We start from the raw sequence: 24,533 nt of genomic DNA on the forward strand, positions 1-24,533 counted from the left end.
GTACAAAATTAACGAAAATTTAGTCGTAAAAAAATCCAAAAAATTCATAAAATTGCAGTATCTTATAAGATAAAATCAAAACGAAATATTCCAGATGAAAAATATAATTTTTGCAGTACTCTCCTTAGCAGTATTAACCGCGTGCAATAACAAGGTTGAAAAAGAAACTGAAGTTGAGAAGGAAGTTGAAACAATAACTACCGAAACCCTGGCCTACCAAGAATTTGGCGAGAAAATAACCGATGCAGATGTTCTTACGAAAGAAGAAATGTACGAAAAGTATAAAAACCTGAAACCTGGCGATACGGCGCAAGTGAAGTTTAAGGCCAAAGTAAACAGTGTTTGCCAAAACAAGGGTTGCTGGATGCGATTGGATGTGGGCGATGAAGAAGCTTTGATAAAGTTTAAGAACTATGGTTTCTTTATGCCAAAGGATATTGCGGGAGATGAGGTGATCGTGAGAGGAAAAGCCTATGTGGACGAAATGAGCGTAGAGGACCAACGCCATTTTGCCGAGGATGCAGGAAAGAGCAATGAAGAAATAGCAGCCATTACTACGCCGAAGAAAACCCTTTCCTTTACGGCAGATGGTGTCTTGCTTCCAGAAAACCAATAAACCAACCCTTGAAACGTGAATTCCTAACCACGGGGGACGGCTCGGTAACCATTCACCTACCAGACTGGAACGAACAATATCATTCCAAGCACGGTGCCATTGCCGAGGCTATGCACGTGTTCATAAAAGAGGGTTTGCACCATTATCTTGTCACGAACAAACCTGCAGCTCTCTCCATACTTGAAATAGGTTTTGGCACTGGTCTCAATGCCCTGCTCACAGTTTCGGAGGTTAGCGAGCAATCTATTCGTTGTAATTATGTTGGGGTAGAGGCATATCCAGTATCGTCTGCCGAGATTGCAAAACTCAACTATGCCGAAAAGACAACTATTCCTGAAGAAATATTTCGAAAGCTACATAATGCTCCTTGGGAAGACCCCACAGAAATTATTGAAAATTTTTCATTGCTAAAGCGCAAACAGTTCTTTTCAGAAATTTCAGATAAGGATACATTCAACCTTATCTATTTCGATGCCTTTGGAGCAAGGGTGCAGCCCGAGCTTTGGACGGAGGAGATTTTCAGTAAAATGTTCACTGCGCTAAAAAATGACGGTGTTTTGGTAACCTATTCAGCAAAAGGTAGTGTGAGGCGAGCACTACAATCCGTAGGTTTCACTGTGGAAAGACTCCCTGGGCCACCCGGAAAACGTGAAATGCTAAGGGCTCTAAAAAGGTCTTAGCATTCGTGTTTTTTTACAAATGCTAAGGGCTCTAAAAAGGTCTTAGCATTCGTGTTTTTTTACAAATGCTAAGAGCTCTAAAAAGGTCTTAGCATTCGTGTTTTGTTTTACAAATGCTAAGGGCTCTAAAAAGGTCTTAGCATTCGTGTTTTTTTACAAATGCTGGCGTCAACCTAGTATTTGTGATTTTTAAAAAATACTAGGGGCAATGAAGCATTGAAGTTTCATATTTCTATCTCCAACACTCAGGATCATGCCCAAGATTACCACAAGGTCTCCTTCATATTAAAGTTCCGTTAATCCCCATCGTATTGTACTGGCAACATTGTATATTTAGGTGATTGCAAGTATGAAGAGAAAAATGACGAGATGAAAATATTAATAACCGGAGCCACTGGACTTATTGGCACGCAGCTTACCGAATATTGCCATGAAGAAGGGATAGAGGTTAATTACCTTACCACCAGCAGAGAAAAAATAGAAAACCGCCCCAATTACAAAGGCTTTTATTGGAATCCAGTAGAAAACGAAATAGACACCAATGCATTTACAGATGTAATTGCCATTATCAATTTGGTGGGTGCTACCATTTCTAAACGATGGACGAAAAGCTATAAGAAAACGATCCTTGAGAGTAGAACGCAGACTGCCAATTTACTATTTGAAACATTAAAAAGCATAAACCATAGCGTATCACATTTTATCTCCGCGAGCGGTGTGAGTATTTATCCAAACCATCCTACAAAATTGTACACTGAAAATAGCAGTGAGGTTTCCAGGGATTTCCTGGGAGAAGTGGTGATAGCCTGGGAGGCTGCTGCAGATCAATTTGAGACATTGGGGATACGGGTGGCAAAAATACGCACAGGAGTAGTTTTTGCTGAAGAAGAAGGTGCTTTCCCTAAAATAATGGAACCCATTGAAAAAGGATTTGGAGCTCCCTTGGGTAGCGGCGAGCAATGGATTTCGTGGATTCACTTAAACGATATCACATCTATTTACTTGCACATTTTAAAAAATGGTTTGGACGGAGTGTACAATGCAGTAGCACCCAATCCAGTGACCAATAAAAACCTTACCTTTAAGATAGCTGCCGCTCTCAACAAGAATATTTGGTTGCCCAATGTGCCGGGCTGGGTGCTTAAATTGGTGCTAGGACAAATGGCCAACTTAGTGCTTAAAGGGCAACTGGTAAGCTGTAAAAAAATTGAAGCTACCGGCTATAACTTTATGTTCGTGAATATTAACTACGCCATTAAAAAATTGGTATAAAAAAAAGCTGCGAAGTTTCCTTTACAGCTTTTCCTTATTAAAATTTGTTAGTTATTCTTTAGATGCGTGGAGCTCTACTTGCAACTCCATATCGTCACTAATGAATTTATCTCCAAGATTATCAAAGATAGATTTTGACCCATAGTTTACATCCCATAGTGTACGGTCTATTGTAAATTTCTCACTTTTTAGGAATAATGTTTCCCCAGGGTAAGAAACCGTAGCGTTAAAAGAAACTGGGTTTGTTTTGTCCTTTATGGTTAAGTTACCTTTCACGGTTGGCTTGTATTGGTTGCCTTCAATGCTGGTAATCTCGAAAGTTGCCGTTGGAAACTTGTTGGCGTTAAAAAAGTCTCCCTCTTTCCCCTCAACCGTTCCCATAAGGTGGGCTTCAAGATTTTCCTTGCCGTCACCTGCGTCAAGATCGGTTACGGTGATACTTTTCATGTCTATTGAAAATGAACCAGCCTCTATGGTTCTATCATTCACCAACACTTCTCCGCTATTAAGAGAAATTGTACCGGTGTGCGTCCCAGTGGGCTTGCTCCCGGACCAATTAATGACAGATTTTTCTGCGTTTACCATATAGGCCTCGGCTGTTTCCTCTGCTTCGGCAACTGCTTCAGTTTCGGTCTTTTTCTCTTTGGTTTCGTTACAGGATGTAAATGTGAAAGCTGTACAAAATGTAACAGCTAGTAAGATGGTTGATTTTTTCATGATTTTTCAATTATAATTGATTCGACTTCAAAATTACCTTTTCTCGCAAAATTCAATCTTAAAGTTATATTAAATAAATGTGGTGACATTTTGACATTTCTACTGAAATGGCAGTACTTTTGCAACTTTCAGGAAAATTAAAAAAGACACGCTTTTATGAGCAAGAAAGATAAAATAAACGAGGAGCAACAGCCCCAGGGTGAAACTGCCACACAAGAAGTTGAAAAAGATCCTGTTGCCAAAGAAACGAAAACTGCCGAAGCGAAGGTAGATGAGGTTTCAAAATTAAAAGAGGAAGTAGCTGCAGAAAAAGATAGGTATTTACGCCTATTTGCAGAATTTGAAAACTATAAAAAGCGAACCAGTCGTGAACGTTTGGAGCTTTTTAAAACAGCAGGACAGGAAGTAATGGTTGCAATACTTCCCATCTTGGACGATTTTGACCGTGCCTTGGCCGAAATCAAAAAAAGTGAGGACGACGAACATTTTAAAGGTGTAAACCTCATTAATCTAAAACTGAGGGAAACCTTGAAGCTTAAAGGCCTTGAACCACTTGAAACCAAACAGGGCGATACCTTTGATGCAGAGATCCACGAAGCCATCACGCAAATCCCAGCACCCGAAAATAACATGAAGGGAAAAATTATAGACGTGGTAGAGAAAGGCTATAAGCTAGGCGATAAAATTATTCGCTACCCAAAAGTGGTAATAGGACAATAATATATAGCTTAAAGTATAAGAAATAAGTAAACCGTACCCACTGCGTGGGAATAGATAATGAAAGAAGACTTTTACGATATACTAGGAATCAATAAGAATGCCTCTGCGGCCGAAATCAAGAAAGCCTATCGGAAAAAAGCGATAGAGTACCATCCGGACAAAAACCCGGGAGATAAAACAGCAGAAGAAAAATTTAAGAAAGCAGCCGAAGCCTATGAAGTATTGAGCGACCCTAATAAAAAAGCTCGTTACGACCAGTATGGTCACCAAGCCTTTGAAGGAGGTGGTTTTGGAGGTGGCGGTATGAATATGGAAGACATATTTAGCCAGTTTGGAGACATCTTTGGCGGTGCCTTTGGCGGTGGCGGCGGTTTTAGTGGCTTTAGCGGTTTTGGTGGCGGTGGTCGTCGTACCGTAAAAGGTAGCAATTTGCGCATTCGTGTGAAATTGACACTGGAGGAAATTGCCAACGGAGTAGAGAAAAAAATTAAGGTAAAGCGCAAGAAACAAGCACAGGGAACCACTTACAAAACCTGTACAACTTGTAACGGTGCTGGGCAGGTAACCCGTGTGCAAAATACTATTCTGGGTCGTATGCAAACTTCTGCGCCCTGTAGTACCTGTGGGGGTGCTGGGCAGATTATCGATAAAAAACCAGCCAATGCAGACGCGCAGGGTATGTTGGCCACGGAGGAAACCGTGAGTATAAAAATACCTGCTGGTGTGGTAGATGGTATGCAGCTCAAGGTTTCTGGAAAAGGAAACGATGCCCCAGGAAATGGTATAGCTGGAGATCTTTTGGTTGCTATTGAAGAAAAACCACACCCAAGCCTACAGCGTGAAGGGGACAACTTACATTACGATCTTTACATAAGTTTTTCTGAAGCTGCTTTGGGAGCATCAAAAGAAATTGATACCGTTACCGGAAAAGTGCGCATAAAAATTGAACCAGGCGTGCAAAGTGGAAAAATCCTCAGACTTCGCAACAAGGGTATTCCTAGTATTAACGGCTACGGAACTGGAGATTTGTTGGTACACGTAAATGTGTGGACACCAAAATCCCTATCTAAGGAACAAAAAGAATTTTTCGAGAAAATGAGTGCAGACGATCATTTTAAACCCAATCCGGAAAAAGAGGACAAGTCGTTTTTCGAGAAAGTAAAAGATATGTTTTCTTAAATAAACGTTAATTAATTAATTTTACCTATATTTGGATATCGCTTAATTCTTTAAGTGATATTTTTCTTTTTCATAGCAATTTTTTTTCCCATCCTTGATATGTTTCGAGGGTGGGTTTTTGTTTTGGGAATAACCGTAACAAAACGCTAGGAATTGCTACTAACTGCTATAAATATTTCAATGTTTCAAGAATAGCTTCAGAACCTACAAACCTTTATATTTACACCACGTAAAAAATCTATGGAAAAATTACTTGTAGCACAAAACGTTTCTAAATCTTTTGGAGAATTTAAAGCACTTAACGATGTATCCATCGAGGTGCCTAAAGGAAGTATCTTTGGATTGCTGGGACCCAACGGTGCTGGTAAGACTACGTTTATACGCATTATCAACCAAATTACAATGCCAGATACTGGAAAGGTATTCTTGGATGGAGAAGCCTTACAGCCACACCATATACAGCACATAGGATACTTGCCAGAAGAACGCGGCCTCTATAAATCTATGAAAGTTGGCGAGCAGGCACTCTACCTCGCGCAGCTTAAAGGACTTTCTAAAGATGAAGCCAAAACCAAACTAAAATATTGGTTCGACCGTTTGGAGATAGGTGATTGGTGGAACAAGAAGATACAAGAGCTTTCCAAGGGTATGGCTCAAAAAATACAGTTCGTGGTAACGGTCCTGCACGAACCCAAACTGCTTATTTTTGATGAACCCTTTAGTGGTTTCGATCCAATTAATGCCAATCTTATAAAAGATGAAATTTTAAAACTTCGGGAAGATGGAGCCACGGTTATCTTTTCAACCCACCGTATGGAATCTGTCGAGGAAATGTGCGACCATATTGCGCTCATCAACAAATCCAACAAAATATTGGACGGTAAATTGATCGATATCAAGCGCGCCTACAAAAACAATACCTACGAAGTGGGTCTAGTGGCCCAAAATGCTGAAATGGTAAGTACCAGGCTCAAAGAAAAATTTGAAGTATCGCCCGCAACCTTCAAGACCATTAACGATGAGCTTCAGTACAAGATCCAGATTCCTGAAACTGCTTCGGCAAACGACCTAGTGGGCTACTTGGCTACCCAAGGACAGCTTACTCACTTTGTGGAAGTGATCCCGAGCGCCAACGATATTTTTATCGAAACTGTAAACAACAACTAACATTTCAGCAATATGAACCATTTACAACTCATTATAAAAAGAGAATACCTTACTAAGGTTCGTAACAAATCGTTCATAATAATGACTTTTTTGAGTCCTGTTATTATGATAGGGCTTTTCTCTCTGGTGGGGTATCTCTCCCAAGTTAATAATGACAAGGTGCGTATCATAAACGTACTGGACGAGAGTAGTTTATTCGCCTCACAGTTTGAAGATACCGATAACTTAAAATACAACCGCTTGGAAAGTCTTTCATTGGATCAAGCCAAGGCAAAGACCGAAAAAAGTGGTGACTACGGTTTGCTGTACATCCCGAAAAACGAAAACATTGACGAACTGGCAAAGAGCATCACCTTCTATTCTGAAGACTCTCCATCCCTAGGGACCATTGGCGACATTGAGAGCGCCATTCGTGATAAGGCCAACACCATAAAACTGAACGCCTCAAATTATGATGCCGAAAAAATCAAGGAATTACGTGTAAAAGTTGATACCAAACTGGAAACCTTCAAAGGGGAAGAAACCTCAAAATTGGGCTCGGGGATTAAGCTTGTTTTTGGAGGTGCAGCAGGGTATTTGCTCTTTATGTTTATCATTATTTATGGGAATATGATAATGCGTAGCGTCATTGAAGAGAAAACCAGCCGAATTATTGAAGTGATCATATCTTCAGTAAAACCTATAAAATTATTGTTGGGCAAAATTATTGGAACTTCTCTTGCGGGTGTCACACAGTTCGCTGCTTGGGTGATATTGCTTGGAGTACTCTCGGCCATTGTTCCCGTAGTGTTTGGCATAGATTTAACCGCGATTCAAGAGCAGCAAATGGAGGCTATGGCACAGACCCAGGATTCTGGGTTACAATCTATCGTTACCGATGCTATTCTTGAAATACAAAAACTCCCCATTGCCAATTTGGTAATTATGTTCCTATTGTTTTTCGTTGGGGGGTATTTGTTATATGCGTCCCTGTATGCCGCCATAGGTGCTGCGGTAGATAGTGAGACGGACACCCAGCAGTTTATGTTGCCATTGCTTATGCCTTTGATCTTGGCAGTTTATGTTGGTTTTTTCACGGTGATAGACAATCCACACGGCACGGTTAGCCAAGTATTTTCGTACATCCCATTTACCTCTCCAGTTGTTATGTTAATGCGTATCCCGTTTGGGGTGCCGTTGTGGCAACAAATACTTTCGGTAGTTATTTTATTTGCTACCTTTATTGGCACCGTTTGGTTCGCTGCAAAGATTTATCGTGTAGGGATTTTAATGTACGGAAAAAAAGCAAGCTACAAAGAATTGGCAAAATGGCTTAAATATTAGCAATGGTTCAAGAGGCAGAAAAAGTTACCGAAAAAATTGAAGAAGTTGTAAAAGAGGATATCTGGGGAGCCATCAAGGAATTCCTCAATCTCGGTATTCATTTTGGCGAAGGTGACAAGGAGATTCACATTACCGTAGGGCTTATACTGGTTGTGACCATTTCCTTTTTGGTGGCCAGCTTTTTGCTTAAATGGATAAGAAAATTATTTACCCGAAGAATGGCCGAACCCGATAAGCTAAAGTTTATCAGCGTCTTCAAGTTTATTAAATACATTGTTTATGTAATTGTAGTTTTTGCAACCCTAAGCCTTGCAGGCTTTAATGTAACACCTTTTCTCGCCGCCTCGGCAGCCCTGCTGGTAGGATTAGGGTTGGCCTTGCAGGAACTGTTCCAAGACGTAATTGGAGGCATCTTTATAATTGTGGATAAATCACTGCTGGTAGGAGATATCATTGAAGTAGAGGGAAAAGTAGGGCGGGTTATCGATATAAAGCTAAGGACTACAAGAGCCATAACCCGGGACGACAAAATCATTATCATTCCCAACCATAAGTTTATTAGTGACCTTGTTTTCAACTACACCCAAAACCATAGGTCCACTAGGGAATTTGTAAGGGTTGGCGTTGCCTATGGCAGCGAAACTGCAAAGGTAAAGGAACTGTTGTTGCGCAGTGTTGAAAAGCAGAGCGGCGTATTAAAGAGTCCAAAACCCTTTGTCTTGTTTGAGGATTTTGGGGATTCGGCACTAGTGTTCAGTGTTCATTTCTTTATAAACGATAGTTTCGTAGACCCCAAGATAAAGAGTGAGATACGGTTTACGATAGACAGGCTCTTCCGTGAAAACAATGTTACCATTCCTTTCCCTCAGCGCGATGTGCATTTGTTCACCCAAAACGTACCAAACCCCAAAGAGTAGGCTTACGTTATTTTATGACAACGCTAACAGTAGGATTAAATTAGGTTATGTAATTTTAACATTCAGAAAATACCCTTTATGAATTTAAGATTTAAACCTATCCCGTTATTGTTCCTGTTGGCTATGGTAACAATAACAATCCCCACATTTGCTCAACTTACAGATCTTGCCAGGGTTGAATACACCTATTTTCCACAAAAAGATTCGGACAACTCTTTTAGGAGGGCAAGGGCATTTATAAACATACCGATCCAGTTGGACGACGATGCCTATCTGGTTACGGGTCTCGAATACAGAAACGTACATTTAAAATTACAGGACTCGTTACCATTCAGTATATCTGATAACGAACGTTTTCAGAATATGGTGCTTACCATAGGGTTTACAGACAAGTTGGAAAGCGGTTGGCGATATGCACTACAAGGCGAGGCTAGGCTAGCATCAAATTTTTCAACAGGAGATATAATACGGGACGACCTGATATTTGGAGGAAGTTTTTACTTTATAAAAGACCGTACTGGCGAAAACCTAGAAAACCCACCCGACAAACCGTGGCGCCTGATTTTGGGTTTGAATTATTCAACCACTGCGGGAAGGCCTTTCCCACTACCTTTTGTGAATTATTATAGAGAATTTGCGCCTAAATGGACCTATACAGCTGGAGTGCCTAAATCCAATATCAAGTACGAGTTTGTTAAAAACATGAAATTACAGGGATTTATCACCTTGGATGGGTTTTTCTCGAATATACAAGAGAACGAACCTGTAGATAATACACAAACCATAGCCGAGAATGTCTCTATGACAACCTTGCTCTCCGGGTTGGGATACGAGTGGGAGTTTATAGATCATTTTGTGTTTTACGTGTATGCAGGCCATACACTTATCAATGACATACGCTTGCGCGACAGCAATGGTGACGATGTATTTACCATAAACGATACCAACACCTTTTACAGCAGGGGTGGCTTAAAAGTTAAAATTTAAAAAATGTCCAAGATACTTATTATTGAAGATGAAGCAGCCATACGCAGGGTGCTCGTAAAAATACTTTCTGAAGAAAGTAAAACCTACCAAGTCACCGAGGCCGAAGACGGACTGGCTGGAACCGAATTGATCAAGAAAGAAGATTTCGACCTCGTGCTTTGCGATATAAAAATGCCCAAGATGGACGGGGTGGAAGTCTTGGAAGCCATAAAAAAAATAAAGCCAGAAACCCCCGTGGTCATGATCTCTGGCCATGGCGATCTTGATACCGCTGTAAACACCATGCGCCTGGGGGCATTCGATTATATTTCAAAACCACCAGACCTTAACCGTTTGCTAAACACCGTACGTATAGCTTTAGACCGTAAGGAACTTGTGGTAGAAAATACCCGCCTCAAGAAAAAAGTGAGCAAGAATTACGAAATGGTAGGAGAGAGCGATGCGATTGTACATATAAAGGAAATGATAGAGAAGGTAGCTCCTACAGAGGCTCGTGTTCTCATTACAGGTCCCAATGGTACCGGGAAAGAACTTGTGGCCCACTGGTTGCACCAGAAAAGCGAAAGAAACAAAGGACCCATGATTGAGGTAAACTGTGCAGCAATTCCCAGTGAATTGATAGAGAGCGAACTCTTTGGGCACGTCAAGGGGGCCTTTACCTCGGCAAACAAGGACCGTGCAGGAAAATTCGAAGCTGCGAATGGAGGTACTATCTTCCTAGATGAAGTAGGGGATATGAGTCTTCCAGCCCAAGCAAAAGTATTACGTGCCCTTCAGGAAAATAAGGTACAGCGCGTAGGGAGCGATAAGGATATAAAAGTAGATGTGCGCGTACTAGCGGCAACTAACAAAAATTTAAAAAAGGAAATAGAAGAGGGTAGCTTTCGTGAGGATCTATACCACCGTCTGGCCGTGATACTTATTAAAGTCCCGCCACTCAACGAGCGCCGTGACGATATCCCGGTATTGGTAGATTATTTTACGCAAAAAATAGCCTCGGAACACGGTACGGGACAAAAGAAATTTTCAGACAAGGCCTTAAAAAAATTAAAGGAGTACGACTGGACCGGTAACATTAGGGAACTCAGGAACGTAGTAGAACGATTGATTATCTTGGGTGGTACCGAAGTAAGCGAAGAAGACGTAAAACTATTTGCTAGTAAATAAACTTTATTAAAATTACCTGTTGCCTCCCTTTCGGGGAGATCAGAATTGCTTTTCGCAATTCTGGGTGGGGAATACTAAATTTTTGAACCAGCAAGAAAATAAAAAATATATGGAAGTATCTATTTCAAACTACAAAGTAGTTGGGAGTACTAAGATTTCAGACTTAAAGAGCCACGAGGATTTTGGTGCTTCAAAAAAAAAGCTTGAAAAAGAACTGGAAAAAACTCGAGAAAAACTTGGTGAACTACAGGATACCCTCTATGCCCACGGAAAATACGCCGTACTGGTATGTCTACAGGGAATGGATACCGCAGGAAAGGATAGTTTGATTCGTGAGGTTTTCAAAGATTTTAATGCACGTGGTGTGGTTGTGCATAGTTTTAAAGTACCCACCGAGCTGGAGAAAAACCATGATTATCTATGGCGCCATTACATTGCATTACCCGCACGTGGCAAGTTTGGTGTTTTCAATAGGACACATTACGAAAATGTACTGGTTACGCGCGTCCATCCCGAATACATCTTGGGCGAAAACCTTCCCGATGTAAACAGTGTTGCAGATATAGACAAAGAATTTTGGGACAAGCGTTTCGAACAGATCAATAATTTTGAAAGAACCATTGCCGAAAATGGAACACTCATCTTTAAATTCTTCCTCAACCTCTCTAAAGAAGAACAAAAAAACCGGTTACTGCGCAGGTTGAACAAACCCAACAAACACTGGAAATTCTCTCCGGGAGATCTCAAGGAGCGAAAACTTTGGGATTCTTACATGGATTGCTACGAAGATATTTTGAACCGAACGTCACACCCCCACGCCCCTTGGTACGCGATCCCGGCCGATGATAAACCTGCCGCACGATATATTGTGGCATCCATATTGCTGGAAGAACTTGAAAAATACAAAGACATCAAAGAACCCGAACTGGACGCCGATGTAAAGGCTCGTATCGAAGAGTTTAAAGACCAACTCCAAAACGAGTAATTTTAGCTTTCTGTAATTATTGATACATTTACACGTCATTGTTTACAGGACGTAGCATTACCAATTCGGTTTAATTTCTTGAACTATATTTATTACTATGAAAAAGATATTTCTTTTACTTGCCATCACCGCAATAACAGCCTCAGCAACCGCCCAAAAAGTAAACAAAGCAGATTCTACCCAACTTCGAAATATATTCGATGTAGCCCTATTGAACGGCAAAAGTTACGATTGGCTGGATTACTTAAGTAACGAAATTGGAGGCCGTCTTTCTGGCTCCGTTCAGGCAGACCGTGCTGTGCGCTATACCGAAAAGGAACTGAACGAACTTGGCTTGGATAAAGTATGGTTACAACCCGTTATGGTACCTAAATGGACACGTGGCTTTAAGGAATATGCCTATATAGAAACTGCACCGGGAAGGACTTCGGTAGTGAATATTTGTGCCTTGGGAGGCTCAGTGCCAACCCCGCCCACAGGCCTAAAAACCGAAGTGATAGAAGTACAGAACTTTGAAGATCTGGAACGCTTCGGTCGTGAACAGATTGAAGGGAAGATTGTATTTTACAATCGCCCCATGCAAGCAGATCTTATCCAAACTTTTGAAGCCTATGGAGGTTGCGTAGATCAGCGGTACGCCGGGGCTATGGAGGCCGCAAAATACGGTGCCGTGGGGATTGTAGTGCGTTCTATGAATTTGCGTCAAGACGACTTTCCACATACAGGTTCAATGAGCTATGGAGACACCCCACCAGGGCAGCGTATCCCGGCCTGTGCCATTAGTACTAACGATGCCGATTACCTGAGCAATGCCCTCTCGCTAAAACCAGACCTGAAATTTTATTTTAAACAAAGCTGCCAGACACACGAAGATGTAGAATCCTATAACGTGATTGGCGAGATTACAGGTAGTGTATACCCCAATAAATATATTGTGGTTGGAGGACACCTGGACTCTTGGGATCTGGGGGATGGAGCCCATGACGATGGTGCGGGTTGTGTACAATCTATGGAAGTGTTACGATTGCTAAAGCAAACCAACTATAAGCCTAAGCACAGTATACGGGTAGTATTGTTTATGAACGAGGAAAACGGATTGCGCGGTGGACGCAAATATGCCGAAGAAGCTAGGTTGAAAAACGAAAAACACATCTTCGCCCTAGAGAGTGATGCTGGTGGCTTTACCCCACGCGGGTTCTCTTTTGATACAGATGACGCCAACTTTAAACAGATTGAAAGCTGGAAACCTTTGTTCAAACCGTATTTGATCCACTTTTTTGAAAAAGGAGGCAGTGGGGCAGACATCGGTCCGCTAAAGGATGGTACGGTGGTCTTGGCAGGACTGCGTCCAGACTCCCAGCGGTATTTCGATTACCATCACGCCGCCAACGATACCTTCGATGCCGTGAACAAGCGTGAACTGGAATTGGGAGGAGCCACTATGGCAAGCTTGGTGTACCTTATCGATAAATACGGCATTAAAAATGAAACTACCGAGGTAAAAAACTAGATATGAGTTTTTTAACCGCAGAGTGGCGAAGACTTGCATTTGCAAATTATAGTATTGATCCTGAAATATTAAAGCCGTTCGTGCCTTTTAAAACAGAACTGGATCTATACAAGGGAACTTGCTTTGTGAGTCTTGTTGGCTTTATGTTCAGAAACGTGAAGTTGCTGGGGATGAAAATCCCCGGTCACATAAACTTTGAGGAAGTAAACCTCCGTTTTTATGTTCGGTTTAAAGAAAACGGTTTGTGGAAGCGAGGTGTGGTCTTTATTAAAGAAATTGTGCCAAAACATGCTATTAGTTTTGTTGCTAACACGGTGTATAACGAAGTATACGAAACGCGGAAAATGAACCATATTTGGGAAGAAAATAATGGAGAACTTCGTACAGCGTATCGTTGGAAAAACAAACAGCAATGGTTCTCGTTCGAGATAATTTCAGAAAAAGGAGCTAGACCCATCACCCAAAATTCTCAAGACGAGTTTATCACCGAACACTATTGGGGGTATAACAAAACCTCTAAAAACAAAACTACCGAATACGAAGTGACACATCCAAAATGGGATGTTTACGACGTGAAAAACTATACGATTGAAACAGATTTCGCCAAAGAATACGGAGAGGAATTCCGTTTTCTGAATGCTGCGACACCTGCCTCGGTGATGCTCGCCGAAGGGTCCCCAATAACAATTGAAAGTAAGAAAACAATAAGATAGCTACCACCATACCACAAAAAACCGCTCTAAGGTCCCCCCAATTTTTTTATAGACCAAGGGCGAGCGTTTTTCAGAGATCGATTGGCTTATAACTGTTTTAGCTTCCTGAAATGACATCCAGTTATCCAAACTTTCGGGCGGTAGCAACCACTCTCTCTTCTGTGGAAGGGTATACCGTGCGCTTGTGTCTTTTTCAGTTTTAAATTCACTTTCAGAAATATAATGTCCCACCACACAATCCTGGAAATGCCTTGGGAGGTTTTGTACTGCATATCCTTTTGGCACAAACACAAAAGCCTTGATGCAGTACTGTTGCTGTATATTCGATATATTAATTGAGAAGTGTTCTAAAGTCTGTACGGTTTCCCTACGATGTAACAAAGGGAACTGCTTGGTTTCCATTTTTGTGAGTTTGTCCACCAGTGTGTCTTTTCGGTTGGGGCCAATCCATTGCTGGGTGGTATGCTTGCCAAGGGTTTCGTCCAATAGGTAAAATTTGCAAGCCAGTTCTATATGGAGTGTTTGTTTGGTTTCGGTATCCCGAACGATGTAATCCAGTTCTCCCAAAGTTTCGGTAGCTCCCTGTATTTGTATGTTCTTAGCTATTTCTTGATACCGTTGTGAATGGTTCAGCCAGCTTTCAAATAAAAATTCAGCCTGTTTTCCCAGCATCTTTTCAGATGGGAATGCTATGCTATGTCCTTTTATTTCTGAAATCTCGAAAAAGGGAAAGGGGAACTCTGCTCTGGGAAGTTTCAGTAGGGGAGCTTTCAAAAAATAGTGGGCTGTATTCATCTTTAGCACGTAAATTTTCCGTCGCAGAACAATTCAATACACACCCAGATGCTAATGTTAAGCCCTATCCAGACTACGGGCAGTAAACTAAAGACCAGTGCGGTTTTCAATTTGTTTTTCGCAAAAAAGACCCAAGAAAAGATAATTCCCAGCACTGCCACAAGCGGATAACTAAGCATAACACTGGCTGCCGCGATGGTCCAAGAGCTGGTTTCAGAACCCGGGGCATCGAACATCATGGGAGAGAACATTGCCATGAACAGAGCGGGGAACAGGGAAATAAACCAAACTATGCTTATGATGATAAGATAAATGCGAATGCCGTCTCTATGTTTTTCCATAGTAGTTCAAAAAATTTATATGCGCTAAGTGCTTTTTTTAGGACAGCGGTTTTCTAACTTTGCCAAAAATCACCGCATTTTGCTCCAGCAATATACCAAAGAATTTAAATACAACATCCGTCTGGCTACTCCTGTTATTTTGGGAATGTTGGGGCATACGGTGGTGCAGCTGGTAGATAACATTATGGTGGGACAGTTGGGAACAGCAGAACTGGCTGCGGTATCTCTGGGCAATAGCTTTATGTTTGTGGCCATGAGTTTGGGAATTGGCTTTTCCACCGCCATCACTCCTTTGGTTGCCGAGGCCGATGGGGAAAACAATTTTGATGCGGGAAAATCTGCTTTCAAGCATGGGTTGTTTTTGTGTTCGGTGTTGGGGGTGCTACTTTTTTTAACCGTTTTTATTGCTAAGCCATTGATGTACGCTATGGACCAGCCGCCAGAGGTTGTGGATTTGGCTATGCCCTATTTAAACCTCGTTGCCATTTCGTTGGTACCGCTCATTGTTTTTCAGGCTTTTAAGCAATTTAGCGATGGGTTGTCGTTAACGCGATATCCTATGTACGCTACCATTGCCGCCAATGTGGTAAATATAGTTTTAAACTATATTTTTATTTTTGGGAAGTTCGGGATGCCAGCACTGGGTGTAGTGGGAGCGGCAATAGGGACTTTGGCCTCCCGGGTCATTATGGTAGGATATTTATGGTTTGTCCTCTCAAGGCACTATAAGGCAAAGGACTATGTGTTGCATATAAAACTGTTTTCTCTTTCTAAAAAAATGCTGAAGAAACTCCTCAGTTTGGGTTTTCCGTCGGCATTGCAAATGTTTTTTGAGGTTGCCATCTTTACCAGTGCTATTTGGCTCTCAGGGATATTGGGGAAGAACCCACAGGCGGCCAACCAGATTGCGCTAAACCTATCTTCTATGACTTTTATGGTGGCCATGGGCTTTAGTGTAGTAGCAATGATACGGGTGGGCAACCAGAAAGGACTGAAACGCTTTATAGAATTACGCCGCATTGCACTTTCCATATTTTTAATCTCTACGATCTTAGCAGTTGTTTTTGCACTGCTTTTTGTGCTTTTCCATGAGGCACTGCCTAAATTGTATCTAGACTACGATAACGAACTGGAAGCGGTAGATAACTTTCAGGTGGCTTCCATTGCTGCAAAATTGTTGCTCATATCAGCAGTGTTTCAAATAAGCGATACTTTACAAGTAGTAGCTCTGGGTGCCCTGCGCGGGATGCAGGACGTAAAAATACCTACCGTAATCACGTTTATCGCTTACTGGTGCATTGGGTTTCCTATTTCTTATTATTTGAGTATGCACACAGCTTACGCAAGTTCTGGCATATGGATTGGCCTTCTAGCGGGTCTTACGGCTTCTGGGCTGATGTTGTTTGTTAGGTTTCATTACCTTTCCAAAAAGCTAACCATAGAGTCATAAAAGCGTGCATCTTCATTTATAAATAACGACTCCTTATTCATAAAACAGGTGATAAACCCTTTGTTAAAGTGCTGGTTATCCAATAGTTTCGAGGTATTAGTAACCAAAAAACTAAAATCATGAAAAAATTAGTACTCGTATTGATAGGTATGTATTCACTTGTTGTAAATGCACAGTCATTTACAAATTATTCTTTAAACGATATTGGGATTGAAGCCTTGTTGGCAGACCTTATAGTAGATGATAACAATAATTATTGGGTCACCTCTTGGGCTGTAGATGGTACACCAGGAATTGCATCCTTTGATGGAACTACATGGCAAACCTATGGGCCTACGGATGGCTCAGTGGGATTTCAGCATAGAGGGGTTTTTCAAAGTACTTCTGGAGACCTGTATTTTGGGTTGTTTTTAGATGTAGATGCCGAAGGTTTTGAAATCTTCGATGGAACATCTTGGACAAATTATACTACAGTAGATGGACTTGCAGGGCCTGATGTGTTCAATTTTGCCGAAGCAACCAATGGAGATATCTGGATAGCCACCAATAATGGATTATCAAGATTTGATGGCACAAACTTTGTCAATTATGGACCAAACGAAGGACTCACAGGAGCTCCTAGAGAAGTTCTAACAGATGCCAGTGGGCTTACTTGGTTAGCTACCACCGATGGTGCCTTTACTTTTGATGGAACTAACTTCACAAGATTTACAGTGACCGATGGTCTTGTTACTAATGATTTGTTTGCAGTACATCAAGACCAAGATGGAAATTATTGGTTTGGAGGATTTGAGTTTGATAACCCGGGTGTCACTCGTTTTGATGGCACAACTTTTACCACATTCACTGAAGTAACAGATGCAATAAGAAAAATTGAGAGCGATAGTAACGGAAATATTTATTTTGGAGGCGAGAGTGCGGGATTGTTCATCTTTGATGGAACTGATTTTTTACAGTTAACCGAAGCAGACGGCTTGTCCAGTAACAGGATACGAGGCATTGCCGAAAATGCAGAAGGAAATATGGTATTTTCTACTTGGCAAGGAGTTAGTGTGTATAACCCAACGCTGGGTATCATCACTTTGGAAAATCCAGACTTTAAAATCTTTCCCAACCCCGCTGTTGATATAGTTAAGATTCAAACCGACAACTTTCAGGTTAGTGAGTTTGCAATATATGATGCTCTAGGAGCATCCATTAAGGCCCAAAAAGTTGATAAGACCCTAACAGAAATTTCTCTCACAGGACTAACGTCGGGGATCTACTTGTTGAAATTTACGAATTCAAATGGAAAACATATTATTAGGAAAATTGTAAAGGAATAATAGGCTCTTTCAAATTTTGAACTACATCCCGGGCGCATAGCTCGGGATTTTTTGTGTAATTTTACACTGAAATTTTAGCAACCCAATCTATGGAGCTTCCAAAATATATCCTAGGCGACAATACCGATTTTCCCAACGCCATCTACGTAGTACATACTGAATTCCCCCGTTTTGTCATCAATCTTGAAAATGATGAAGTGGAATGGCTTGAGGAATTTGACAATCACGACCAGAAAGAACTGGAAACCGAAGCAGAAAACTACATAAAAGAGGCAACCGAATTTTACGACCGCGAAGTAGCACGCTACGAAGATGATTGAACAACTCTTGGAATACGATACCGAACTATTTCTATTCCTGAACAACTTGGGAAGCGATCGCTGGGACGGATTTTGGCGTTTCGTGACCGAAAAATGGTCGTCCATCCCTCTATACCTTGTATTGCTGTTCATGATTTACAAACACTTCAAATTAAAAGGGACCTTGGTAATTTTAGTATGTGCAGCATTGCTCATCACTGCAACAGACCAATTGGCCAACCTTTTTAAATACGTACTTTTTCAACGCCCGCGACCGTGTAGGGTAGAGACTTTGCAGGAAGTTATGCGCTTTGTAGCAGATGGTTGTGGACGTTACGGCTATTTCTCTGCACACGCTGCCAGTAGTATGGGAGCCGCTGTTTTCCTGGGTCTCATCCTGCAAAAATGGTACAGATACCTGCCATTCCTTTTACTTTTTTGGGCGGTACTAACTGCCTATAGCCGTATATATCTTGGGGTTCATTATCCATTGGATATTATTACGGGAATGTTCTTTGGTGGACTGCTGGGCTGGCTGTTTTACAACATACAGTTATGGGGAAGAAGAAAGTTTGCAACGTAAAAAAATTACGCATTAACCCTGTTTAACCAACTAAAGATTCTAAGGTTACTGAGTGATTTTAAATTTTTAAGCACCGCTCAAAAATTTAAAATTGTATCGAAGTGACCGAAGTAACTACATACAAATCCCTCCACAGTCTGGTCCTATGGGAGCTTTCACCTGGGGCTTTTGCATTCATATCGTAGCGTTCCACTTTTTGGAAGTTTCGGTCCGCGAACATTTTTTTGAACTTCTCAGTATCCTCTTGGGCAACCAGTACGGCAAAACTTTCTTCTTTCGGAAGGTTTTCTATACCAAAGTTCATGATTACTGGGATGGGTTTTCCGTAATCCCAGATAAGCTCGGGGGTGAAATAGGTAAATTCATATACGGGAATATTGTTGTTCTGTGCTTGCCAATCATTCAGTTCGGAAAGTGGGTTGTATTCGGGATTGATCGTGAGTGCTTTTGCCATGGGCATTCCAAAACACATGATCACAGCAATGAATACAATGGTTCCATAAAAAACGGCACGAATCTTTTTCCGCAGTAAGTTTAATAAGAGATAAATCCCCACACTTAATAACGCAGCCGAAAGCAAGATGAACCAAACCCAATACCCGGCCAGCGCATCTTTCAGAAATAGATAACCACCAATGGGAAACACAATTCCAATGGTAGCAATGAGCCCAAAATTAAAATACACGGGAATGGTCTCTCGCCTGTCTTTCAGTTGGGCAAATTTCAGAAATAGATATTCTATATAGTAGGCCGTGTTCAATGCCAATGGAATAAGTACCGGCAAAAGATAGCGCGATTTTTTTTCAGGAATTATAGAGAGCAGTATCACTGAGGCCATTGTCCATAAAAAAGTGAATCTATACCCTTTTTTATCGCTCACCCTGTTTTTGAGATACGGATACAAGAGACCGATAAACGCTGGAATGGTCCACACCCCACTTTGGGTAAAGAAACTCCAATAATAATAGAACGGCCGTACGTTGTAACTGGTCCAATTTCCTGTCTCGCGGCGAGTAATCTCAGCTACGGCTTCAGTATCAAAAGTGTAGGTGTACCAGTACCACCAGCCTGAGAGCAGTAAGGAAACAACAACAAAAACTACTAAGGGGAGTATCTCGTTTTTCAGGTTTTGGAACTTAAAAACCACCCCAAAAGCAATCAAGAACGGTAGCAGCAGCGCATAGAGCGAAACGGGTCCCTTGCTCATAAACGAGGCACCAAAAAACAATGCAGCAATAAGGATGCGTTGGTATTTCATCCTTTCGGAAGTAAAGAATAGATAGAGCTGATAGATACACACCATCATAAACCCATGGGTGAAAATGTCCCACTGGCCATTTCGTCCCGAAAATATGATGTAAAAGGATGTGGCAAGTATGAGCGAACCTATAAATGCTATTGTTCTGTTGTTGCTGAAACGTTCGGCAAACTTGTACGTGGTGACTACCAAAAACAAGGTTATCAATGCTGCTGGGAGCCGCATGGCGGTGAGGCTCTTCAACCCAAAGATAGCCCCCGAAATGGCCGTGAGCCACGTAGGCAGTGGTGGTTTTTGGTAGCGGGGTTCACCATTTAAGGTGGTGAGCAACCAATTGCCATCGTGCAACATTTCTCGCGCCGTGGTGAAATTGCGGGCCTCCATGATATTTACGTACAAGGCATCTAGATTCACGAAGAAAATAGCGATGCACGCTACACATAATAGCAGTATATGGTTATTTTGTAGTTTCTTCACGAACCTGTTTTTTCCAGATAAAAATATTACGAATATACACCAACATCCCAATACTGTGTGCTAGAAACAATACAATGTCCTCCCTAAAGATAGAGTAGGTCAAGATAAGGAGTGAGCCAGCCAGGCTAATACGCCAAAATCCAAGTGGGAGGTGGGAGGTTTTTGTTTTTTCGGAAGTGATCCATTGATAGATAAAGCGGCAAATAAATACCAATTGTGCCACAATACCCAGGGCCAACAGCCAAGTGGGAATGTTTTCCTTGCCCAGTAGTTTGTTTAGGTCGTAAATACCATTGTTATAGGCATATACCACAATAAAGACAGGGAATACAAATAAAAAGATCTGAAATATTTTATGTAGCTTTTTCCACTCGCCCTGCAATTGTAAATTTCGTATGTAAATGAAATAGGTAAACGTTTGCCCCAACATAATAGAGAAATCTTCCCGTAGGTACCCATACACAAAAAAGATGACCGAGGCCAATAAACTCAACTTCCAAAAAACCGAAGGGGTGATAACTTTTTTCTGCTTTTCTGAAAGGAACAATTGTACCGCAAAGCGCGAAAAGAACAATCCTTGACCCACAAAACCAATCAGTGTGATATAGTTTAGGGCCTCTAGCATCCTTTAGATTTTATTTCGTAGTTGATGTATTTTTTCTTCATCCAGAGATAGGCAAAGCAATCCATTAACGGCCCCAACAATCTGTTCCAAACACCAAACTTGGCCTTTCCGGCAATACGCGGGAAATGTTGTACGGGTACTTGCAGTACTTTTCCATTTTGCAACAGGATCATCGCTGGCAAAAAGCGGTGCAGTCCTTTGAACATGGGGATGCGCTTGGCATAGGCTGTCTTTATCACTTTTAGTGGGCAACCCGTGTCGTCCATCCCGTCGTTGGTAAACGCACGGCGTATCCCGTTGGCGATTTTGGAGGACATGTTCTTTACAAATTTGTCCTTTCGGTTGGCGCGTACGCCAGTGACAAGGTCATATTCTCCAATTTTTTCCAATAAGAGGTTGAAATCCTCAGGGGCCGTTTGTAGGTCACTATCAATATACCCCAGCAAGGGTGTCTCCACATGGTCAAAACCTGCTTTAATGGCAGCGCTCAATCCTCGGTTTTCCTTAAAACTGATATAGTTGAACCCTTCGTTTCGGGTACAGGTTTCTTCTATGAGCGCTTGGCTATTGTCCTTTGAGCCATCGTTCACGAAAAGGATCCCCGTTTTTTTTGAAGCGATCTTGGTATACGCCAGCAATTCTTTTTCAACCCTTGGAAGGTTTTCCTCTTCGTTATACACGGGCACGATAATGGTAAATTGGTAGTCTTGCAAGGCGTTGGCTTTGGGTGCAAAAGTACTATTTTCTTTCAACTAGGACTTGATTATAATTTTGAAGTTATAGCTAGAATTTCAATCTCAAGTAAAAAGATACTGTAGAAGAAAACATTTGCGAATCCTAAAATTAATGTTTCAAAGTCTTATTTTTGAAATCTAAACTTTCAATTTTTTTAATGAAGATACTCGTAACAGGCGCTGCAGGATTTATAGGTTCCCACACGGCAGAACGTTTACACGCAATGGGCCACGAAATAGTGGCCATCGATAATTTTTCAGAATATTATGATGTCTCCCTGAAAAAGATGAATGCCAAAACGCTTGCTGACAAAGGCATCGAGGTTCAAAAAATTGATCTTAGGACCGATGATCTTTCAGGCATCATTACCGAAGAAATTTCGTTTGTCTTCCACTTTGCTGCCCAGCCGGGAATTAGTGCCACGAGTACTTTTGAGGCTTATTTCAGTAATAACTTTCAGGCAACCCAGCGCATGTTGGACGTCTTGGAAACACTTGAGAACAAGCCATTTTTTGTGAATATTGCTACATCCTCTATTTATGGTTTGCACGCCACACTTACCGAAGATGAAGCACCTTTGCCCGCTAGTTGGTACGGAGTCACAAAACTGGCCGCAGAGCAATTGGTCTTGGCTTACACACGGCGAGGATTGTTGGAGGGGACCTCGTTGCGTTTATACTCGGTGTACGGACCCCGCGAACGCCCCGATAAGCTATATACACGTTTGATAGGCTGCGGACTTAACAATAAACCGTTCCCGCTGTACGAAGGGAGTGAAAAGCATCTTCGCAGTTTTACTTATGTGCAGGACATCGTAGATGGTATTGTGAGTGTGATGGACCACACCGATGTGTGCAACACCGAGATTTTCAATTTGGGAACCGAAGAAGAGAATACCACCGCCACGGGTATAGCCACGGTTGAAGATATATTGGGACACCGCATTACGGTAGCCAACAAACCCCCACGCCCTGGAGACCAATCCCGTACCAAGGCCAATATCGATAAGGCCAGAAGATTGTTGAACTACAACCCACAGACAGGTTTAAAGGAAGGTCTGGAAGCACAGGTGGCGTGGTTTCGGGAGAATTTTATGTAAGTCCCAACAACCTTTCAGCCGCTTGGAAAGGCGTTGCTTTTCCTGCGTTCAGCAATCCAATTTGTTCTTCCAGAGCTTCTTTTATAGTTGGGTTTTCGTAGAAATCTGTTTTTAACCTGCTTTCAATGGTCTGTAGCAACCAGAATTTATTTTGTTGGTTTCTGTGGTGCTGGAAATAGTGGGTTTCCTTGGCTTCGGAAATATAATTTTCAATCAAGTCCCAAATCTCTTTGATCCCTTCATTTTCTAGTGCCGAACATGTAAGTGTCTTGGGTATCCAGCCGTTATCCTTGGGCGGGTAGAGGTGGAGGGCACGGTTAAATTCGGTTTTGGCGAGTTTAGCTGCTTTCAGGTTTTCCCCATCTGCTTTGTTAATGGCAATGGCATCGGCCATTTCCATGATGCCGCGTTTAATGCCCTGCAGCTCATCCCCGGCCCCGGCTAATTTCAGTAATAAAAAGAAATCGGTCATCGAGTGTACGGCAGTTTCACTTTGTCCCACACCCACGGTTTCGATAATTATGATTTCGTAACCTGCTGCTTCACATAAGATAATAGCTTCCCGGGTCTTTCTTGCAACACCTCCCAGCGAGGTGCCACTTGCCGAGGGGCGTATAAAGGCATTTGGATTTTTAACCAGTTCTTCCATACGGGTTTTATCGCCCAGAATACTGCCTTTACTTACCGAGCTGCTTGGGTCTACGGCAAGCACGGCAACTTTCTTTCCTTTCTCTGTGAGTAGCGATCCAAAACGTTCAATAAAGGAACTTTTGCCAACGCCAGGAACTCCTGTAATGCCTATTCTCACACTTTTATTTGCGTGGGGTAAGCAGTTTTTTATAATAGCTTCAGCAGTCGTGCTATGTTTTTTTGCGGTGCTCTCTATTATCGTGATGGCTTGGCTCAGGGCGGTGTTGTTTCCTTGAAGAATTCGTTGTGTCAGTTCTTCAGCAGAAGGGGATATACTACGTTTTTTCCGTAGGGCTTTGGCAGCCTTTTCTGAAAAACTCTGGGGTGCTTCCACACCATCTTTTTCTTGTAATGCCTTAGATTTTTTATCCTGCGCTGCCATAGCCATAATTTATGACAAATTTATGAATACACATTTTTAAAAGCACATTTTCGGTAGTATATTGAGTTGTATTAATTTAAAAAACCAAATAATGAAAACTTTATATGAAGCAACCTCAACAGCAGTAGGCGGTAGAGCGGGACACGTAACTACCGAGGATGGCCCAATAGACCTCAATCTTTCGGTGCCCAAAAGTATGGGTGGTGACGGAGGCGATGGAGCCAATCCAGAGCAGTTGTTTGGCAGTGCATATGCAGCGTGTTTTGGAGGGGCTATACAAGCAATTGCCAAAAATAAGGATATTGATATTGACGGTGAAAATTTGAGCGTTACCGCTACGATCGGGTTTTGTGAGGATGATGATGGCTTTTTCTTAGAAGCTACCTTAGATTGCTTTATCCCTGGTGTGGATAAGGAAACAGGTGAGAAGTTGGTAAAATCTGCACACCAAATATGCCCGTTCTCCAAAGCTACTCGAGATAATATAACGGTTACATTAAACCTAATGTTGGATGAATAAT

General features: G+C 41.8%; 26 protein-coding genes. 19 read left to right on the forward strand and 7 right to left on the reverse strand.

From position 1 onward, the window contains the following. Nucleotides 1-94 precede the first annotated feature (94 nt). From C8D94_RS11860 to C8D94_RS11870, 3 genes are all read left to right on the forward strand, one after another. Complete coding sequence (locus C8D94_RS11860) at nt 95-616, forward strand: DUF4920 domain-containing protein (RefSeq protein WP_115124177.1); 522 nt, start codon at nt 95-97, stop codon at nt 614-616. Nucleotides 617-624: 8 nt separating this feature from the next. After that, nucleotides 625-1,296, forward strand: a complete 672-nt coding sequence (gene mnmD, locus C8D94_RS11865) for a tRNA (5-methylaminomethyl-2-thiouridine)(34)-methyltransferase MnmD (RefSeq protein ID WP_115124178.1) — start codon at nt 625-627, stop codon at nt 1,294-1,296. Between the two features lie 369 nt (nt 1,297-1,665). Beyond that, nucleotides 1,666-2,568 carry a TIGR01777 family oxidoreductase gene (locus tag C8D94_RS11870; protein WP_115124179.1) on the forward strand — a complete coding sequence of 301 codons (903 nt, stop codon included), beginning with the start codon at nt 1,666-1,668 and terminating at the stop codon, nt 2,566-2,568. Nucleotides 2,569-2,619: 51 nt separating this feature from the next. On the opposite strand, the gene C8D94_RS11875 is transcribed toward C8D94_RS11870, so the two are convergent. Beyond that, complete coding sequence (locus tag C8D94_RS11875; protein ID WP_115124180.1) at nt 2,620-3,285, reverse strand: YceI family protein; 666 nt, start codon at nt 3,283-3,285, stop codon at nt 2,620-2,622. 156 nt (nt 3,286-3,441) lie between these two features. Between C8D94_RS11875 and C8D94_RS11880 the strand changes: the two genes are divergently transcribed. From C8D94_RS11880 to C8D94_RS11925, 10 genes are all read left to right on the forward strand, one after another. Continuing rightward, nucleotides 3,442-4,005 carry a nucleotide exchange factor GrpE gene (locus C8D94_RS11880; protein ID WP_115124181.1) on the forward strand — a complete coding sequence of 188 codons (564 nt, stop codon included), beginning with the start codon at nt 3,442-3,444 and terminating at the stop codon, nt 4,003-4,005. A gap of 57 nt (nt 4,006-4,062) precedes the next feature. After that, nucleotides 4,063-5,184 carry a molecular chaperone DnaJ gene (gene dnaJ / locus C8D94_RS11885; RefSeq protein WP_115124182.1) on the forward strand — a complete coding sequence of 374 codons (1,122 nt, stop codon included), beginning with the start codon at nt 4,063-4,065 and terminating at the stop codon, nt 5,182-5,184. Between the two features lie 240 nt (nt 5,185-5,424). Then, a complete protein-coding gene (locus C8D94_RS11890; protein ID WP_115124183.1) occupies nt 5,425-6,351 on the forward strand; it encodes an ABC transporter ATP-binding protein in 927 nt (308 codons plus the stop codon). A 12-nt stretch (nt 6,352-6,363) separates the two neighbouring features. Next, the gene (locus C8D94_RS11895; protein ID WP_115124184.1) at nt 6,364-7,674 is read left to right on the forward strand and encodes an ABC transporter permease; all 1,311 of its coding nucleotides are present in this window, start codon (nt 6,364-6,366) and stop codon (nt 7,672-7,674) included. A gap of 2 nt (nt 7,675-7,676) precedes the next feature. After that, nucleotides 7,677-8,591, forward strand: coding sequence for a mechanosensitive ion channel family protein (locus C8D94_RS11900; protein WP_115124185.1), 915 nt, complete (start codon nt 7,677-7,679; stop codon nt 8,589-8,591). A gap of 78 nt (nt 8,592-8,669) precedes the next feature. Beyond that, nucleotides 8,670-9,578 carry a DUF6268 family outer membrane beta-barrel protein gene (locus C8D94_RS11905; RefSeq protein WP_115124186.1) on the forward strand — a complete coding sequence of 303 codons (909 nt, stop codon included), beginning with the start codon at nt 8,670-8,672 and terminating at the stop codon, nt 9,576-9,578. Nucleotides 9,579-9,581: 3 nt separating this feature from the next. Further along, entirely contained in the window at nt 9,582-10,745 is a 1,164-nt protein-coding gene (locus C8D94_RS11910) for a sigma-54-dependent transcriptional regulator (protein WP_115124187.1), read from the forward strand. A gap of 109 nt (nt 10,746-10,854) precedes the next feature. Beyond that, nucleotides 10,855-11,730, forward strand: coding sequence for a PPK2 family polyphosphate kinase (locus tag C8D94_RS11915; protein ID WP_115124320.1), 876 nt, complete (start codon nt 10,855-10,857; stop codon nt 11,728-11,730). A 97-nt stretch (nt 11,731-11,827) separates the two neighbouring features. Next, nucleotides 11,828-13,240 (forward strand): M20/M25/M40 family metallo-hydrolase, encoded by a 1,413-nt coding sequence (locus C8D94_RS11920; RefSeq protein WP_115124188.1) that lies wholly within the window; start codon nt 11,828-11,830, stop codon nt 13,238-13,240. A gap of 2 nt (nt 13,241-13,242) precedes the next feature. After that, a complete protein-coding gene (locus C8D94_RS11925; RefSeq protein WP_115124189.1) occupies nt 13,243-13,953 on the forward strand; it encodes a YqjF family protein in 711 nt (236 codons plus the stop codon). Here the strand turns inward: C8D94_RS11925 and C8D94_RS11930 are convergent, their stop codons facing one another. Beyond that, the gene (locus C8D94_RS11930) at nt 13,954-14,748 is read right to left on the reverse strand and encodes a DUF1853 family protein (RefSeq protein ID WP_115124190.1); all 795 of its coding nucleotides are present in this window, start codon (nt 14,746-14,748) and stop codon (nt 13,954-13,956) included. Nucleotides 14,749-14,750: 2 nt separating this feature from the next. Continuing rightward, nucleotides 14,751-15,089: a hypothetical protein gene (locus C8D94_RS11935; protein ID WP_115124191.1), complete on the reverse strand. Its 339-nt coding sequence runs from the start codon at nt 15,087-15,089 to the stop codon at nt 14,751-14,753. A 76-nt stretch (nt 15,090-15,165) separates the two neighbouring features. Here C8D94_RS11935 and C8D94_RS11940 point away from each other — a divergent pair, with 76 nt between their 5' ends. From C8D94_RS11940 to C8D94_RS11955, 4 genes are all read left to right on the forward strand, one after another. Then, nucleotides 15,166-16,539 (forward strand): MATE family efflux transporter, encoded by a 1,374-nt coding sequence (locus C8D94_RS11940; protein WP_115124321.1) that lies wholly within the window; start codon nt 15,166-15,168, stop codon nt 16,537-16,539. A 119-nt stretch (nt 16,540-16,658) separates the two neighbouring features. After that, on the forward strand, nt 16,659-17,864 hold the full coding sequence (locus C8D94_RS11945; protein WP_115124192.1) for a Periplasmic ligand-binding sensor domain-containing protein: 1,206 nt from the start codon (nt 16,659-16,661) through the stop codon (nt 17,862-17,864). Nucleotides 17,865-17,953: 89 nt separating this feature from the next. Then, on the forward strand, nt 17,954-18,184 hold the full coding sequence (locus C8D94_RS11950) for a hypothetical protein (RefSeq protein WP_115124193.1): 231 nt from the start codon (nt 17,954-17,956) through the stop codon (nt 18,182-18,184). After that, on the forward strand, nt 18,177-18,746 hold the full coding sequence (locus C8D94_RS11955; protein WP_115124194.1) for a phosphatase PAP2 family protein: 570 nt from the start codon (nt 18,177-18,179) through the stop codon (nt 18,744-18,746). Before C8D94_RS11950 ends, C8D94_RS11955 begins: the two co-directional genes overlap by 8 nt. Nucleotides 18,747-18,831: 85 nt before the next feature. Here C8D94_RS11955 and C8D94_RS11960 read toward each other — a convergent pair whose 3' ends face one another. From C8D94_RS11960 to C8D94_RS11970, 3 genes are read right to left on the reverse strand one after another with little or no spacing between them, the layout of a single operon-like run. Further along, entirely contained in the window at nt 18,832-20,481 is a 1,650-nt protein-coding gene (locus C8D94_RS11960) for an ArnT family glycosyltransferase (protein WP_245946301.1), read from the reverse strand. Next, nucleotides 20,462-21,106, reverse strand: a complete 645-nt coding sequence (locus C8D94_RS11965) for a lipid-A-disaccharide synthase N-terminal domain-containing protein (protein ID WP_115124196.1) — start codon at nt 21,104-21,106, stop codon at nt 20,462-20,464. The genes C8D94_RS11960 and C8D94_RS11965 overlap by 20 nt, the downstream gene beginning before the upstream one ends. After that, nucleotides 21,100-21,858 carry a glycosyltransferase family 2 protein gene (locus C8D94_RS11970; protein ID WP_245946302.1) on the reverse strand — a complete coding sequence of 253 codons (759 nt, stop codon included), beginning with the start codon at nt 21,856-21,858 and terminating at the stop codon, nt 21,100-21,102. Before C8D94_RS11970 ends, C8D94_RS11965 begins: the two co-directional genes overlap by 7 nt. Nucleotides 21,859-21,998: 140 nt before the next feature. On the opposite strand from C8D94_RS11970, the gene C8D94_RS11975 reads away from it, so the two are divergent. Further along, nucleotides 21,999-22,940, forward strand: a complete 942-nt coding sequence (locus C8D94_RS11975; RefSeq protein WP_115124197.1) for an NAD-dependent epimerase/dehydratase family protein — start codon at nt 21,999-22,001, stop codon at nt 22,938-22,940. Here the strand turns inward: C8D94_RS11975 and meaB are convergent. Next, the gene (gene meaB / locus C8D94_RS11980; RefSeq protein WP_115124323.1) at nt 22,933-24,012 is read right to left on the reverse strand and encodes a methylmalonyl Co-A mutase-associated GTPase MeaB; all 1,080 of its coding nucleotides are present in this window, start codon (nt 24,010-24,012) and stop codon (nt 22,933-22,935) included. The genes C8D94_RS11975 and meaB overlap by 8 nt on opposite strands. A 91-nt stretch (nt 24,013-24,103) precedes the next feature. Here meaB and C8D94_RS11985 point away from each other — a divergent pair, with 91 nt between their 5' ends. Further along, a complete protein-coding gene (locus C8D94_RS11985) occupies nt 24,104-24,532 on the forward strand; it encodes an organic hydroperoxide resistance protein (protein WP_115124198.1) in 429 nt (142 codons plus the stop codon). The last annotated feature ends 1 nt before the right edge of the window (nt 24,533 follow it).

The sequence above is a fragment of the Marinirhabdus gelatinilytica genome, from assembly GCF_003353425.1.
GTDB classification, from domain to species: domain Bacteria; phylum Bacteroidota; class Bacteroidia; order Flavobacteriales; family Flavobacteriaceae; genus Marinirhabdus; species Marinirhabdus gelatinilytica.